The following is a 15,247-nucleotide window of genomic DNA, read 5'->3' as shown; positions in this document are numbered from 1 at the left end:
TGCGCATGAACCATCCATCGATGTTTGATGAGAAGCGTGCACGTAACCGGATCGTTCGGCGAATTACGGTCATCATCCTTGCTGTCTTTCTTCTAGTTATCGCCACAGGTGCCGCGGTGTCGTATGCGTTCGTGAAACGATCGCTCGAACCCGTCGACCCGTCTTCGACCGAATCGGTCGAGGTCGAGGTCCCGCTCGGTGCAGGTTCAGGGTACATTGGCGAACTACTCGAAGAGAATGGGCTCGTGAGGAATAGCACGATTTTCCGTTTTTATACACGATTTAAAAATGAATCATCGTTCCAAGCGGGGACGTATACATTGTCTCCGTCACAGTCGCTTGACGAGTTGATTGCTACGCTGAAGACCGGGAAAGTCATCGTCGTCCCGGACATCAAATTGGTGATTCCGGAAGGCTTTACGATTGACCAGGTCATCTCACGTCTCGCTAAAGAAGCGGAGATTCCGAAAGAAGAGATTTCGGCCCAGCTGAGCGACGAGGAGTATATCCGCTCGCTCGTCAATGAGCATGAGATGTTGACCGACGAAGTACTCGCCGATGGGATTTATCATCCACTCGAGGGGTACTTGTTCCCGGCCACGTATGAGTTCGACAAAGGTGTCACACTCACACAAATCATCGATGAGATGTTGAAGCCGACCGAACAGCTCTATGCCGAGTATCAAAGTGAAGTCGAAGCTTCAGGGCGCACGTTCCATGAGACGCTCGCGCTCGCCTCGGTCGTCGAGAAAGAGGCCGTGTCGACGGAAGACCGACAAGAGATTGCCGGCGTGTTTGAAAATCGTTTGGCCGATGGCATGAAATTGCAGTCTGACCCGACCGTCTGGTACGGCACCGGGGAGACGTCAATCTTCACGTCGTTTAACGACCTTCAAAACGATTCGCTCTACAACACGTACCGCTATGAAGGCATCCCGATTGGGCCGATCGCTTCGGTCAGTCGTGACGCGTTCGTCGCCACACTCAACCCGAACGATACGGATAACGTTTATTTCTACGCCCGACCACCACGTGAAGGATTCCCGAACGGGGAAGTCTTGTTCGAAGTGGAATATGAGGCGCACCAACAAAACGTCAACAAGTACCGTCCGGAGTGGGAAGCGTTCGAAGAAGCAAACAACAATTGACGGATATGCGACCGGAAGCCTAGGCTTCCGGTCGTTTGAATGAATAGAGAGTAAGAGGTGTACGACGTGGAACATTCATCCTATGAAGGTTACGTGGAAAACTTGGTCACGCCGCGGTCCCCGCTCTTGGCGGAGATGGAGGCGTTCGCGAAAGAACACCACGTGCCAATCATGGACTTGACCGGTTCAGAAGTGTTGCTGTCGCTTCTGGCGTTGCAGCGCCCGGCCCGCATCCTCGAGGTCGGGACAGCCATCGGCTATAGCGCGATTCGGATGGCCGAGCTGTTACCGGACGCTGAAATCGTCACAATCGAGCGGAATGCGCGACGTCACGAAGAGGCGCTCGGCTTTATCGGACGCTCGGACGTGTCGGACCGAATCACCGTCATCCATGGAGATGCGGTCGAATTGATTGGGACGATTGAAGGAGAATTCGATGCGGTCTTTATCGATGCGGCCAAAGGCCAGTATCAAAAATTCTTTGATGGGTATGGCGCTTTAGTACCAATTGGTGGTACGATTTACAGCGATAATTTATTTTTACGAGGGGACGTCCTGCTCGAAGACGTGTCAGTGCTTGACCGCCGTCGCCGCCGGCTCGTCCGTCTCGTAAAAGAGTTTACTGAGCAATTGATGGCACGGACCGATTATCATACTGCAATTTTGCCCCTTGGTGATGGCCTAGCAATCAGTCGTAAATTACGATGAGGAGGATTTAACTTTGATGCAACATAAACCCGTCATTATCGGCGTGGCCGGGGGCACCGGATCAGGCAAGACGACCGTGGCCCGCGCGCTCGTGGATGCGTTCAAAGGACAATCGGTCGTCATGATCGAGCAAGACGCGTATTATAAAGACCAGTCAGAGATGACGATGGAAGAACGGTATAAGACGAACTATGATCATCCGTTCGCATTCGATAACGATTTATTGATTGAACATATCAAACAGTTACAAGAACATAAGGCGGTTGAGAAGCCGGTATATGATTATGCCGCACACACACGTTCGGATCAGACGATTTTGATTGAACCGGTCGATGTCGTCATCGTCGAAGGTATTTTGGCGCTCGAGGACGACCGTCTCCGTGATTTGATGGATATTAAAGTATTCGTCGACACGGACGCGGACGTGCGGATTTTACGCCGGATGCAACGTGATTTGAATGAGCGGGGCCGGTCAATCGACTCGGTTGTCGCCCAGTATACGAACGTCGTCCGGCCGATGCATCTTCAATTTTGTGAGCCGACGAAACGCTACGCGGATATCATCGTCCCTGAAGGCGGAGAGAACTTTGTCGCCATCGATTTGCTCGTGACGAAGATTCGCTGGGTGCTGACAGAACGTAACCGCGCGTAAGGGAAATAAATCGTTTTCAATGTGAACTACTCACCACTTGCTTGTTTCGCAACTTGAAGTGGGAGTTTCTTGGGAAGACCGTGCTTTTACTAGCCGCGGTTATGGACCAAGCTCGTCGGGCAGTCCCTGCCCTGGGATGTTTCGGTCAGCGAGGCGCAACAGGTTGAGGCTCGCGTTGACGTCGCGGTCGTGGTGCGCGCCGCACGTGCCGCATGTCCACTCCCGGATGTCTAGTCCCTTCCTGCCGTCGTTCTCGCCACAGTTCGAACAGACTTGGGTCGAGGCGAACCATGGGTCGGCCTTGATCAGCGTCCGGCCGTAGAACCTGCATTTATATTCGAGTTGGCGGACGAACTCGCCCCACCCGGCGTCCCCGATCGATTTCGCCAGGCGGCGGTTTTGCATCATCTCCCTCGGTTTCAGCGTCTCGACCACGACGACTTGGTTCTCGTCGACGATGCGTCGCGACAGCTTGTGGAGGAAGTCGTTGCGCCGGTTCCTGACCTGCTCATGCTTCCTCGCGAGGAGGAGCCGGGCCTTCTCGCGGTTCTTGCTGCCCGGCTTCTTGTGGGAGAGCGCGCGTTGCGCCCGTTTCAGCCGCGCCTCGGCCTTTCGCAGGTTGCGCGGGTTCGCAATCTTCTCCGTGACGAGCGCGTCGTTCGTCGTGACGGCGAAGTGCCCGAGGCCGAGGTCGATCCCGACCTTGTGCTCGGCGGGGACCCACGGCTCGTCGTCCTGTTCGACGAGGAGCGACACGAAGAACGTGCCCGTCTTCGTCATCGACACGGTCGCCGATCGGATCTTCCCGTTGAAACTGCGGTGCTGTGTGAACCGGATGAACCCGATCTTCGGGAGCCGTACCCGGTCTCCCTCGATGCGGATTGTTCCGTGCTGGTTGTTCGTCGTGTAGGACGCGTGCGCCTTCCGTCTCGACTTGAACACCGGGAAGCCGGCCGTCCCGGCGAAGAACTTCGCGAACGCCGCATCGAGGTGCAGCTTCGCGTTCGCGAGCGCGAGGCTGTCCGCCTCGCACAGGAACGGGAACAGTGGCTTGTAGGAGGCGGGTGTCGGCGGTTTCCGTCTCGGCCCACCGCCCGCCTTCGCCTCCTCGTGGATGGTGATACGGTCCTCGAGCAGCTTGTTGTAGATGAACCGGGCGCAGCCGATCGTCCGGATCAGGAACTCGGCCTGTGCCGCCGTCGGGTGGAGCCGGTATTTGTAGCCCTTCAGCATGTCCGTCCCTCCTTTGGGCGGTGTCAGGATGAGTCTCGTCCCATTCCGATACCCGCGGTGGGGGCGAGAGAATCTGACAGAATCACGAACCTTCGTTCGTTATATCTGTCACAGGGATATCCAAAGGATTTGCAAGCAGGCGGTTCATCTTCCACCTACGCTGGGCCTTCCCTATTCGACGTTTAGAGGTGGGAGAATTCTCGCCAAATTTAGTTAAAAGAGCTTTGACACTCTCACCATTGAAACCGTGGGATTCTGAAGTGCTTGTGCGAACGCAGTTCATTTTTGTTTTGTTCAAGCCTTCAAATGAGAGTGTGCCATCACCTCTACCGAGATAGACTCTATAGGTCCCCAGGTTGGTGGACTGTGACCATCTACCACAGGTCGTTACAGGTGTGCCTACTTGATGTTTTAGCGTCTTTAGCATGACGACAAGCATCGTATCATCGGTCTGCTGCCGGACTCGATTTTCAAAGGTCGGTGGACAAAGGTGTTTTAGAGACTTGTATGTGTCTATGCGATAGATTTAACCGAATGTCGGATATGGAGAACGTCCGAACTCACGTTTATCCCATGTTTAAAAACGGGATGTGTCGGATATGGGCTTTCCCGTTCGTAAATTCTGTAATATACTAGGAGACAATGAAGGAGTGACAGAAATGGCTGAAAAACAACATTACATGACGTTAGACGGAAAAGCGAAAATCGAAAATGAATTGAACGAACTGAAGACGGTGCGCCGTAAAGAAGTCGTTGAGAATATTAAGATTGCCCGCGATTTCGGAGACTTGTCTGAGAACGCTGAATACGATGCAGCGAAAGAAGAGCAGGCAATGGTCGAAGGACGGATCGCTCAACTCGAAGAGATGCTTCGTAACGCAGTCATCATCCAAGACGATGTGGCTGATAACTCGATGGTCGCAATCGGAAAGACCGTGACGTTCTTCATTCAAGAAGATAACGAGAACGAGACGTACACAATCGTCGGTGGCGCTGAGGCTGACCCGTTCACAGGGAAAATCTCGAACGAATCACCGATTGCAAAAGCACTTCTCGGCCGTACGGTCGGAGATGTCGTCAACGTGCAAACGCCAGGCGGCGACATGGTCGTCGAAATCAAGGAAATCAAGTAACACAAATGAGCGACTTCCACATGGATGTCGCTCTCTTTCTGAGGAGGCACTTATAATGAAAATTGGAATCATTGGAGCAATGGAAGAAGAAGTGAACTTGCTCCGCAACGAATTGACAGAACGGACGGACACGGAAATCGCTAACTATCACTTCTACGAAGGGTACCTCGGCAACGTCGAAGTCGTCATTTTGAAGTCAGGGATCGGAAAAGTGAACGCGGCCATCGGCACGACGCTTCTTATTGATAAGTTCAAACCAGATGTCGTCATCAATACCGGTTCGGCGGGTGGCTTCAAAAAAGGAATGAAAGTCGGAGATGTCGTCGTCTCGACCGAAGTCCGTCATCACGATGTTGACGTGACCGCGTTCGGCTACGAGTATGGCCAAGTGCCAGGCATGCCGGCAGCGTACAAAGCTGATGCTCATCTGATGGATGTCTGTAAAGAAGTGATTGAGAGCCTCCATGATGTGAACGTGCATACGGGTCTCATCGTGACTGGTGACTCGTTCATCAACGACTCGAAACGTGTCGCCGACATCCTCGGGCATTTCGAAGGCGTCGCGGCCGTCGAGATGGAAGCCGCACCGATTGCGCAGACGTGCTATCAGTTCGGGATTCCGTTCGTCGTGACCCGTTCAATCTCGGACAGTGCCGACGAAGAAGCAAACTTGTCGTTCGACGAATTTTTAGAGACGGCATCAATCAACTCGGCAAAAATGGTCATGGCCGTCACGAAACGACTCGGTCAAAGTGAATAATCGAGAGGGATGCGTTGACATCCCTTTTTTATTCCCTTATATTAGTACCAGATACTAAGAATAGGGGTCATCAATATGAACATTGGAATCATTGGAATCGGTTCGTTCCTTCCGGAGCATCGGGTCACGAACATCGATTTGGAAAAACGAATGGATACGAGCGATGAATGGATTCGGACCCGCACCGGGATCGAGGCGCGACATTTGGCCGACGCTGATCTCTCGGTCGCCGATATGGCCACACATGCTGCCGAGCGGGCGCTCCAAAGCGCAGGCGTCTCAATTGAAGATATCGACGCGATTATTTGTGCGACGGCGACGGCGCCCTCGTTCCCGGCGACAGCGTGTCTCGTTCAGGCCAACCTCGGAGCCAAGCGAGCGGTCGCTTTCGACGTCAGTGCCGCCTGTAGCGGCTTCATCTTCGCAATGGATACGGCGAAGAGCATGATGCAGGCGAAAGGCTTGAAACGGACGCTCGTCATCGGGGCCGAGAAGATGGGGAACCTCATCGACTGGGACGATCGCTCGACGGCCGTCTTGTTCGGTGATGGGGCAGGTGCCGTCGTCCTCGGTGAAGACGACGTCGCCGCCATCGATTCCATCGTACTCGGCAGCGACGGGACCGGCGGAAAGTTCTTATATGAGAACGAAGAAGGTAAAATCGTCATGAACGGACGCGAAGTCTTCAAGTTCGCTGTTCGTAAAATGCCGGATATCGTGCTCGAGGCATTAGAAGGAGCCGGGAAATCGATTGATGACCTGGACGTCCTTGTGCCGCACCAAGCCAACCGTCGCATCATCGACGCTGCGATTGAACGGTTAGGGCTTCAAGAAGAAAAAGTTGTCGTCACGATTCAAGACCATGCGAACACGTCAGCCGCTTCGATTCCGCTCGCTTTGGCTGAAGCGGTCAAGCACGGGAAGATTTCAAACGGTCAGACGGTCGTCGTCGCCGGATTCGGCGCCGGGCTCACATGGGGAGCGAGTTGTCTAACATGGAATAACGCTAACATCACGGAGGAGATTAACGCATGAAACGAGTAGTCATCACAGGATTAGGAGTCGTATCCCCGCTCGGGAACGATGTTACGGTAATGTGGGAGCGACTGTTGAACGGGGACAATGCAGTCGATACGTTAACGAAGATTGATATTAGCCAATATCCGGCCAAAGTCGGGGCAGAAGTCAAGGAATGGAACATCGATCACTTGGTCGAGCCGAAAGAGGCGCGCAAGATGGATTCGTTCATCCAATACTCGATTTTAGCCGCTGACGCCGCGCATCGAGATAGCGGTCTAGATGTGAAAGCAATCGCGGACGAAGTCGGGATTTGGATCGGAAGTGGAATCGGTGGGGTCGAGACGATCGACAAACAAGCGAGCATCTTGCATGAGCGGGGACCACGCCGCATCAGCCCGTTCTTCATCCCGATGATGATTCCGAACATGGCGAGCGGTCAAGTCTCGATTTATCTCGGGGCGAAAGGGCCAAGCAACTGTTCGGTCACAGCTTGTGCCTCTGGGACGAACTCAATCGGGGAAGCGTTCAAAGTCATTCAACGCGGCGATGCGCTCGCCATGTTCGCGGGTGGGGCCGAGGCGCCAATCACACCGCTCTCGTTCTCAGGATTCTGTGCCAACAAGGCGCTATCGACGAATCCGGATCCGAACACGGCATGCCGACCGTTCGATGCGAACCGTGACGGCTTCATCATGGGTGAAGGTGCGGGCGTGCTCGTTCTCGAGGAATACGAGCATGCGAAAGCGCGCGGTGCCAAAATGTATGCGGAAGTTGTCGGTTACGGCATGAGTTCGGACGCCTACCATATCACGGCGCCGTCACCAGAAGCGGAAGGCGGATCGAAAGCGATGAACGAGGCGCTTCGGGACGCGGGGATTCGTCCGGAAGATGTGCAATACATCAACGCTCACGGGACGAGCACACCGCTCAACGATATGTTGGAGACGAAAGCCATCCACAACGTCTTCGGTGACCATGCTCATAACTTGGCCGTCAACTCATCAAAATCGATGATCGGGCACTTGCTTGGTGCCGCCGGCGGAGTCGAGGCCGTCATTACAGCGCTATCGATTCATGAGGGACGGATTCACCCAACGATCAACTGTGAGACACCGGCAGACGATTGTGATTTAGATTATGTCCGTGACGGAAATCGGGAACTTGATATCCAGTACGCACTCAGCAACTCACTTGGCTTCGGAGGCCATAACGCGACGCTCGCGTTCGCAAAAGTAAACGACTAATAGTAGAAAAAAGTGGCAAAAACGGGTAGGGTATAAGGGTTGAGCTAACAGAGAGGAGAATGCCAGATGAAACGATTTTTCATCGGTGCCGCCTTGTTGAGTTCAGTCCTTATCCTTTTTTTCGTTATATGGTACGGACAACGAGAGCAGGCACGAGAATTAGTACCACCTGAAGAACAAATCGTGACGATTCATGGGGAGATATTACCGGAGCAACCGAATACGCTGCTCGCCATCGACCCGAGCTCACAGACCGTGTTATCGCATATTTATGAAGGATTGTATCGCTTCGGTGCGGACGGGGAAATCGAAACGGGACTCGTCGAGACGATGACCCGATCGGAAGACGGCGCGACATACACGTTCAAGTTGAAAGAAAGTCGTACCGTGAACGGGAATACGGTCACGGCCGAGACGTTCGTCGATCATTTCCGGATGCTCGCTGATGACGACACGAACTCTCCGTTCAGTTTCCTTTTGGAAGACGTTCTGAACGGGAAAGCGATCAGTCTCGGGACGAAAGAACCAGAGACGCTCGGCGTGAAGGCGGTCGATGCGCGGACACTCGAGTTGACACTCGAACGTCCGATGGAAGGGTTCGAGCAGATTTTGGCGATGCCGGCCTTTCTGCCGCAGACGATGGTCGGCGAATGGCAAGAGCTTGATGCGAACGGACCGTTTCAAATCGAATCGTTGGATGCGGCCCAAATCACACTGACGAAAAACGTGGCGTATTATGATGCCGACCGTGTCACGCTTGAAAAGATTATGCTGTTGGCGGATGAAGGATTGGATTCAGAACCGGATGGCATCCATCCGATTCCGTACGGCACGGACGAAGCGACCATCGATTCGCTTGAAGGAAAGCTCGTCGACGTCCCGCGGAGCGGCGTCTTCTATTTGAAACCGAATGTGGATGAGTATCCGTTCGATGATGCCGATTTCCGGCGCTCGCTCGCGCTCGCTTTAAATCGGGAAACCTTGGACGATTCGCTCGCCCGGGCCGAAGTGACGACCGAACGATTGCTCGTCACCGATGAAGCGGAACTCAATCCTTCACTCGATGGGGAAGCGGCCGCGCTGTTCGAGGAAGTGCTCGAGCGGCTCGAGGAAGACGAGATTGAAATCGAGTTGCTCAGTTTTGTCGATGATGAAGCGCGACAAATCGCCCAGACGATTGAAACGGAACTTGAACAACTTCCGGGTCTGCAAGTGAACGTCGTCGAACTCCCTCTCGGGGACAAGGTTAGGAAAGAAGTCGCAGGCGAATATGCGTTGTCCCTTTCTGGATGGCAACCGGACTATCCGGCATTCAGTGCCTATTTGACCCAATACGAGACAGATAATTATTTGAATTCGAGCGGATTTGCCGACCGAACGTTTGATCGATTGATGAATCAGGCCCGTTCGACCGAAGAGCTTGAAGCCCGCAACGACGTGTATCGCGAGGCGGAAAAACGACTGTTGGAAGAAGCTGTCGTTATTCCAATCTACCAAGCTGGAAGATCTTACACGGTCGATTCCAAATATGCGGAAATCGGCTTTCCGGTCATCGGTCCTTCGTACGTCCTAACATTTTCTAAAGTTTATGAAAAATGAGCTAAAAGCTCGTCTCTGTAGGCGGGCTTTTAGCCTATAGTAAAAATTTTTTAGAAAAATCAAAATAAACACTTTGCAAAATTATCAGAATATTGTATTATTGCTTCAACGGGATTGTGGTAACAAATTTTGTAAAGTGAACTATCAGAATTTTCTACCATCGTTCATTTCGTTAAAACGAAAAAAATCAGGGGGTCATCGCAATGAATAAGAAAAAAGGTTTTGCTTTAGCAACGTCGGTAACACTTCTATCTAGCGCATTCCTAGCGGCATGTTCGACAGGTGAGGAAGAGGGAGCAACAACTGATAATAATGCATCAGAAAATACTGATGAAGCGCAAGTCCTCAACTTGCTCGATAGCTCAGACATCCCTTCACTTAACCCAACGCTTGCAACAGACGCAGTTTCATTCAACGTCTTGAACAACGTTAACGAAGGTCTCTATCGTATGGACGACGAAGATAACCCGACACCAGGGATCGCGGAGTCACACGAAGTTTCTGAAGACGGGAAAACGTACACGTTCAAAATCCGTGAAGGCGCAACTTGGTCTAACGGCGAGCCTGTAACGGCTAACGACTTCGAATACGCTTGGAAAGAAGTCCTTAACCCGGACAACGCATCACAATACGCTTACGTTATGTCAATCATCGAAGGTGCTGAAGCCTATAACACAGGTGAAGGTGAGCGGGACGCTGTCGGCGTCAAAGCTACTGATGAGCAGACACTTGAAGTTAAATTGACTGCACCAGCTAAGTACTTCCTCGGTCTCACAAGCTTCGGCGTATTCATGCCTAAACTTGAGTCGTTCGACAAAGAGCAAGGCGAGAACTTCGGTACATCTGCAGAGACAACTCTCTACAACGGACCGTTCAAACTCGAAAGCTGGGAGCGCGAGCAAGGCTGGAAAATGGTCAAAAACGACGACTACTGGGATGCTGAAGCCGTCAAACTTGACGAAATCAACGTTAAAGTCGTTAAAGAAGTTTCAACAGGTGTTAACTTGTACGAAAACGGCGACGTTGACCGCACTGGTTTGACTTCTGAACTCGTTGCTCAATACCAAGACCACGAAGACTTCTCGACTGTCCTTGAGCCAACACTCTTCTACCTCCAGTTCAACACTGCGGTTGAAGCACTCGACAACCAAAACATCCGTAACGCGATCGACGCGGCATACGATAAAGCAGCGATCTCTGAAACGCTCCTTGCGAACGGTTCAATCCCTGCCAACTTCCTCGTACCAAAAGACTTCGTAACTGGACCAGACGGCGCAGACTTCCGTGAAGCGAACGGCGACATCGGCGGCTACGATGTGGACAAAGCGAAAGAACTTTGGGAAAAAGGACTTGAAGAAATCGGTCAAGACTCTGTCGAAATCGAGCTCCTCAACTATGACTCAGAATCTGCGAAGCAAATCGGTGAGTTCATCAAAGGTGAACTTGAGAAGAACCTTCCAGGCATTACGCTTACAATCAAGCAACAACCGTTCAACAACAAACTTGACCTTGAGAACAAAGGTGAGTTCGAGTTGACATTCGCTGGATGGGGCCCTGACTACCAGGATCCAATGACATTCGTTGACCTCTTCGTCACTGACGGACCATACAACCGTGGTAAGTGGTCGAACGAAGAATTCGACAAACTCATCGAATCTGCGAAATCAAGCACAGATGCTGAACAGCGTTGGGCTGACCTTCAAGCTGCAGAGAAAATCGTTCTTGAAGAGAACGCGATCTCACCAGTTTACCAACGTGGATCGGCTCGCCTCACGAAGCCATACGTTAAAGGAATCGTTGAGCACGCGTTCGGCGCTGACTACTCGTACAAGTGGGCTTACATCGAAGGCAAAGAGCAATAAGAAACAACAAGCATACAAAAAAAGAGACGGGGACGCCTGTCTCTTTTTTTGTGCCTTCAATTTGAGCCACTTTGCACAAAAAAGCCGCCCTTTGATTATAAAAGGCGGCTTCATGTTATTTCTTCACTTTGGCCCGTTTCCGGGTGAGCCCCATCGCTTTCTCGATTTTGGCGAGGTTTTTGTTGGCGACGGCTTCTGCTTTCTCACGTCCCGCATCGAGGATGGCGTCGAGCTCAGCTGAGTCAACGAGTTCGTGATAGCGATTCTGAATCGGCTCGAGCATGGCGACGACCGCTTCGGCGACGTCTTGCTTGAACGTTCCATAATTCGAATCTTTGTAACGCTCGACGAGTTCATCAATTGGGGTATCAGTCGAAAGCGAGTAAATCTCAAGCAAGTTCGAGATGCCCGGTTTATTCTCGCGGTCGAAGCTGATGACACCGCTCGAGTCCGTGACCGCGCTCTTGATTTTCTTACGGATGAGGTTCGGCTCATCGAGCATCGAGATGAATCCTTTCACATTCGCATCTGACTTCGACATCTTTTTGACGGGGTTCGTCAAACTCATGATGCGTGCGCCTTCTTTTTGAATGAGCGGCTCAGGAATCGTGAACGTCTCATAGTATCGCTTGTTGAAGCGTTCGGCTAAATCACGCGTCAATTCGACGTGTTGTTTTTGGTCATCGCCGACCGGGACGAGTTCCGTGCCGTACAAGAGAATGTCGGCCGCCATCAATGTTGGGTAGACGAACAGGCCAGCGCCGATGTTTTCACTGTTCTGTGATTTGTCTTTATACTGTGTCATCCGGCTCAGTTCACCCATGCCGGCGATACATGTCAACATCCATCCGAGTTGGGCGTGGGCCTTCACTTCCGATTGGACGAAAATCGTCGACTTCTCCGGGTCGAGTCCGCAAGCAAGATAGAGTGCCGCAAGCTTGCGCGTGTTATCCATTAACTCGACGCGGTCGAGTTGAACCGTGATGGAATGGAGATCGACGACACAGTAAAACGCTTCATGTTCTTCTTGTAACTCGACGAACTGTTTCATCGCGCCTAAGTAGTTACCAAGCGTCACGACGCCGGTCGGTTTAATGCCAGAAAAGATTTTTGCCATGATTGCACCTCCAGAGAATATAAAAAACCACGGTTCCCCGCCCGATAAATCGGGACGAATAACCGCGGTGCCACCCAAATTTGCATGAAACTCATGCCACTTGATCGCGTTAACGGGCGTGACCGTCTCGCCGTACTCTCTTTCAGGCGAGCCACTCCGAAGTCCATTCGCTCGACGCTTTCCATCTACTCGCAGCAACGTAGACTCTCTGGGGGAAAGGGGATTCGAGGTACTTGTCTTCTTCCTTGTGTTTCCTATTGTTCTAGCCATAGTGTAGCATATCGACCGCGAAATCGGAAGGTCAAACGAGCGTGATCACGTAGGAAAGAATGACGCTCGCGACACCGACGTACACCCAACGCCACGCCGATCGTCTTTGGTCGGCTCGTTCTTCCGGTGACGCTTCTTCGTCTTCCTCGTAGTCCGGATCGATTTCTTTCAGCTTGGCCCGGCGATTGCGTTTGAACCCGTACATGAATCCGTCGAATAACCCGGTGGCACCCATATGAGAAAACATACCGACGGCGAAGACGAGGATGCCGGCCACGAACAAGCCGCCGCTCAAATGGAACCAGAACGTCTCGTCTTGATAGTAGGAGACAGTGGACCAAATCGTATAGGCAATTGTGACAATTCCCCAAACGATTAATATACTTCTAAAATTTTTCAATGTGACAAACTCCTTTCAATGTGGATGCGCTTCTTCGAGTCATCCGCCCTTTGGCTCTATGATACCCGTTGTTCGGTATATATGGCGAGAAGTTCGTGTCAAAAATGACAGCGGTTTATTGGGGAGTTGACAGTTTGATTAAAAATTTTTTACAATAGCCCTAACGTTCTTGTGTCGGATACAAAATGAAATATTCAGAAAATTAAAGAAAAAGTAAGATGTTACGGTCCGACAAAACGCCATGCTTCACGATACAGAAAGGGGACATCGCAATGAAGAAAAAATCGATTTTGCTCATGATGACACTCATCTTGGCACTCGGTTCAGTGCTCGCCGCTTGCTCGACTGGCGGAGACTCTGACGGCGGTTCGTCTTCGAACGGAGAAAAGATTCTCCGCTTGACGGACACGTCTGACATTACAACAGCTGACCCGGCGCTCGCGACGGACGCTGTGGCGTTCAACTTGATCGCCAACACGATGGAAGGTCTCTATCGTCTTGACCAAGACGGAAATGCCGTTCCAGCTATCGCCGCAGGAGAACCAGAAGTGAGTGCAGACGAAACGGTCTACACGTTCACACTTCGTGACGCGGAATGGTCAAACGGCGAACCTGTCACAGCGAACGACTTCGTCTACGCTTGGCAACGCGCTGTGGATCCTGAAACAGGTTCACAATATGCGTACATCATGAACACGGTTAAAAATGCCGAAGCCATCAACACGGGAGAGCTTCCAAAAGAAGAGCTCGGTGTGAAGGCAATCGATGAGAAGACACTTGAAGTCACACTCGAGCGTCCAGACCCATCGTTCATCTCGCTCACATCGTTCGGTACGTTCACACCAATCAACGAAGCGTTCGCCACTGAAAAAGGTGCGGACTTCTCAACGTCACCAGAAAACCACATCTACAACGGCCCATTCACATGGTCGGAGTGGGATCGCGAGCAAGGATACGTGTTGGCGAAAAACGAATCATACTGGGATGCAGAGAATGTAGCTTTAGAGAAAGTCGACGTTCGTGTCGTCAAAGACACATCGACAGTCGTCAACTTGTATGAAGCAGGAGAAGTCGACTACGCCGGCCTCTCGTCTGAACAAGTTGCCGCGTTCCAAGAGAACGATGACTACAGCACAGGTCTTCGTTCAACAGTCGGGTACTTCAAGTTCAACCACGAAGATGAACTCTTTGCTGACGTCAACGCCCGTAAAGCAGTTGCTCGTGCGGTCGATCCAACCGGGATTATCGATCAACTCTTGAACAACGGCTCAATCGCAACGACTTCGTTTGTCCCTAAAGAATTCATCAAGTATGAAGACGGAACGGATTATGCAGAAGGCGTGACACACTTTGAGACGAACGCTGACGAAGCAGCATCACTTTGGGAAGAGGCGACTGGCGGCGAAGCTGTCACAATCGAACTTCTCTCATTCGATAGCGAAGTAGCGAAACAAATCTCAGAGTACATGAAAGGCCAACTCGAATCGAACTTGCCGAACGTGACCGTGAACATTTCACAACAACCGTTCAACAACAAGCTCGAACTCGAAGCGAACGGAGAGTATCAGATGTCATTCGCCCTTTGGGGACCTGACTATCAAGATCCGCTCACAAACCTTGGCATCTTCACATCTGACAACGGTCAGAACGACATCAACTACAAGTCGGCAGCATACGACAAATTGATTGATGAAGCATCAGCTGAAACAGCGATCGATGCGCGTTATGACAAGTTTAAAGAAGCAGAAACGCTCTTGATTGAACAAGACCAAGCCATCATGCCGCTTTACCAAGCGGGTGTCGCTTACTTGCTCCGTCCGAACGTCGAAAACTTCAACCGTCAACTATTCGGTGCTGACTACCAGTACAAATACGTCGATATCAACTAAATGAGAAGGGGGCATGCACCATGCATGTCCCCCCTTTTCTAAAAAAAAATTAGAAATCAGAGAAAAAACTATTCAAAAGTTTTGTTGGTAAAGTATAATGTAGTAACAGTGAAAATTCAGAATACTTTACAAACTAAGCATTCTTCAATTTTCATGTGCTGTGCTAAGAGCCTTGAGATGACGTTTGACCTATTCTTTCAGAAAATTCCTTT

Annotated in this window: 13 protein-coding genes and 1 other annotated feature; of the genes, 10 read left to right on the top strand and 3 right to left on the bottom strand. The window is 51.5% G+C overall.

What is annotated here, in order from left to right; translation table 11 throughout:
* Window positions 1-5: 5 nt before the first annotated feature.
* The 3 genes from mltG (at window position 6) to udk (ending at window position 2,508) form a co-directional block, all read left to right on the top strand.
* Window positions 6-1,148, top strand: a complete 1,143-nt coding sequence (gene mltG / locus KNP68_RS04970) for an endolytic transglycosylase MltG (protein WP_214798950.1) — start codon at window positions 6-8, stop codon at window positions 1,146-1,148.
* Between the two features lie 66 nt (window positions 1,149-1,214).
* The gene (locus KNP68_RS04965) at window positions 1,215-1,856 is read left to right on the top strand and encodes an O-methyltransferase (protein WP_214719531.1); all 642 of its coding nucleotides are present in this window, start codon (window positions 1,215-1,217) and stop codon (window positions 1,854-1,856) included.
* Window positions 1,857-1,872: 16 nt separating this feature from the next.
* Window positions 1,873-2,508, top strand: a complete 636-nt coding sequence (gene udk, locus KNP68_RS04960) for a uridine kinase (protein WP_214719530.1) — start codon at window positions 1,873-1,875, stop codon at window positions 2,506-2,508.
* A gap of 99 nt (window positions 2,509-2,607) precedes the next feature.
* Here udk and KNP68_RS04955 read toward each other — a convergent pair whose 3' ends face one another.
* Window positions 2,608-3,741: an RNA-guided endonuclease TnpB family protein gene (locus KNP68_RS04955; protein WP_214798947.1), complete on the bottom strand. Its 1,134-nt coding sequence runs from the start codon at window positions 3,739-3,741 to the stop codon at window positions 2,608-2,610.
* 659 nt (window positions 3,742-4,400) lie between these two features.
* Between KNP68_RS04955 and greA the strand changes: the two genes are divergently transcribed.
* From greA to KNP68_RS04925, 6 genes are all read left to right on the top strand, one after another.
* A complete protein-coding gene (gene greA, locus KNP68_RS04950; RefSeq protein WP_138859707.1) occupies window positions 4,401-4,874 on the top strand; it encodes a transcription elongation factor GreA in 474 nt (157 codons plus the stop codon).
* Window positions 4,875-4,929: 55 nt separating this feature from the next.
* Window positions 4,930-5,634 (top strand): 5'-methylthioadenosine/S-adenosylhomocysteine nucleosidase, encoded by a 705-nt coding sequence (gene mtnN / locus KNP68_RS04945; protein WP_214752776.1) that lies wholly within the window; start codon window positions 4,930-4,932, stop codon window positions 5,632-5,634.
* 75 nt (window positions 5,635-5,709) lie between these two features.
* Window positions 5,710-6,669: a beta-ketoacyl-ACP synthase III gene (locus tag KNP68_RS04940; protein WP_214752778.1), complete on the top strand. Its 960-nt coding sequence runs from the start codon at window positions 5,710-5,712 to the stop codon at window positions 6,667-6,669.
* Window positions 6,666-7,898, top strand: coding sequence for a beta-ketoacyl-ACP synthase II (fabF, locus tag KNP68_RS04935; protein ID WP_214798945.1), 1,233 nt, complete (start codon window positions 6,666-6,668; stop codon window positions 7,896-7,898). Before KNP68_RS04940 ends, fabF begins: the two co-directional genes overlap by 4 nt.
* Before the next feature lie 66 nt (window positions 7,899-7,964).
* Window positions 7,965-9,497, top strand: a complete 1,533-nt coding sequence (locus KNP68_RS04930; protein WP_214798942.1) for a peptide ABC transporter substrate-binding protein — start codon at window positions 7,965-7,967, stop codon at window positions 9,495-9,497.
* A 203-nt stretch (window positions 9,498-9,700) separates the two neighbouring features.
* Window positions 9,701-11,359, top strand: a complete 1,659-nt coding sequence (locus KNP68_RS04925) for a peptide ABC transporter substrate-binding protein (protein ID WP_214798939.1) — start codon at window positions 9,701-9,703, stop codon at window positions 11,357-11,359.
* A gap of 115 nt (window positions 11,360-11,474) precedes the next feature.
* On the opposite strand, the gene trpS is transcribed toward KNP68_RS04925, so the two are convergent.
* Entirely contained in the window at window positions 11,475-12,476 is a 1,002-nt protein-coding gene (trpS, locus tag KNP68_RS04920; RefSeq protein WP_214798935.1) for a tryptophan--tRNA ligase, read from the bottom strand.
* A gap of 47 nt (window positions 12,477-12,523) precedes the next feature.
* Window positions 12,524-12,731 (bottom strand) — a binding site (T-box leader).
* A gap of 46 nt (window positions 12,732-12,777) precedes the next feature.
* On the bottom strand, window positions 12,778-13,146 hold the full coding sequence (locus KNP68_RS04915) for a DUF3899 domain-containing protein (RefSeq protein WP_214798932.1): 369 nt from the start codon (window positions 13,144-13,146) through the stop codon (window positions 12,778-12,780).
* Between the two features lie 272 nt (window positions 13,147-13,418).
* Between KNP68_RS04915 and KNP68_RS04910 the strand changes: the two genes are divergently transcribed.
* Window positions 13,419-15,035, top strand: a complete 1,617-nt coding sequence (locus KNP68_RS04910) for a peptide ABC transporter substrate-binding protein (protein WP_214798929.1) — start codon at window positions 13,419-13,421, stop codon at window positions 15,033-15,035.
* Window positions 15,036-15,247 lie beyond the last annotated feature (212 nt).

This window comes from Exiguobacterium sp. s50 (assembly GCF_018618175.1).
Classification (GTDB): Bacteria; Bacillota; Bacilli; order Exiguobacteriales; family Exiguobacteriaceae; genus Exiguobacterium; species Exiguobacterium chiriqhucha.
The sequence above is the reverse complement of the archived record's forward strand: the minus strand, read 5'-3'. Positions and strand labels throughout refer to the sequence as shown.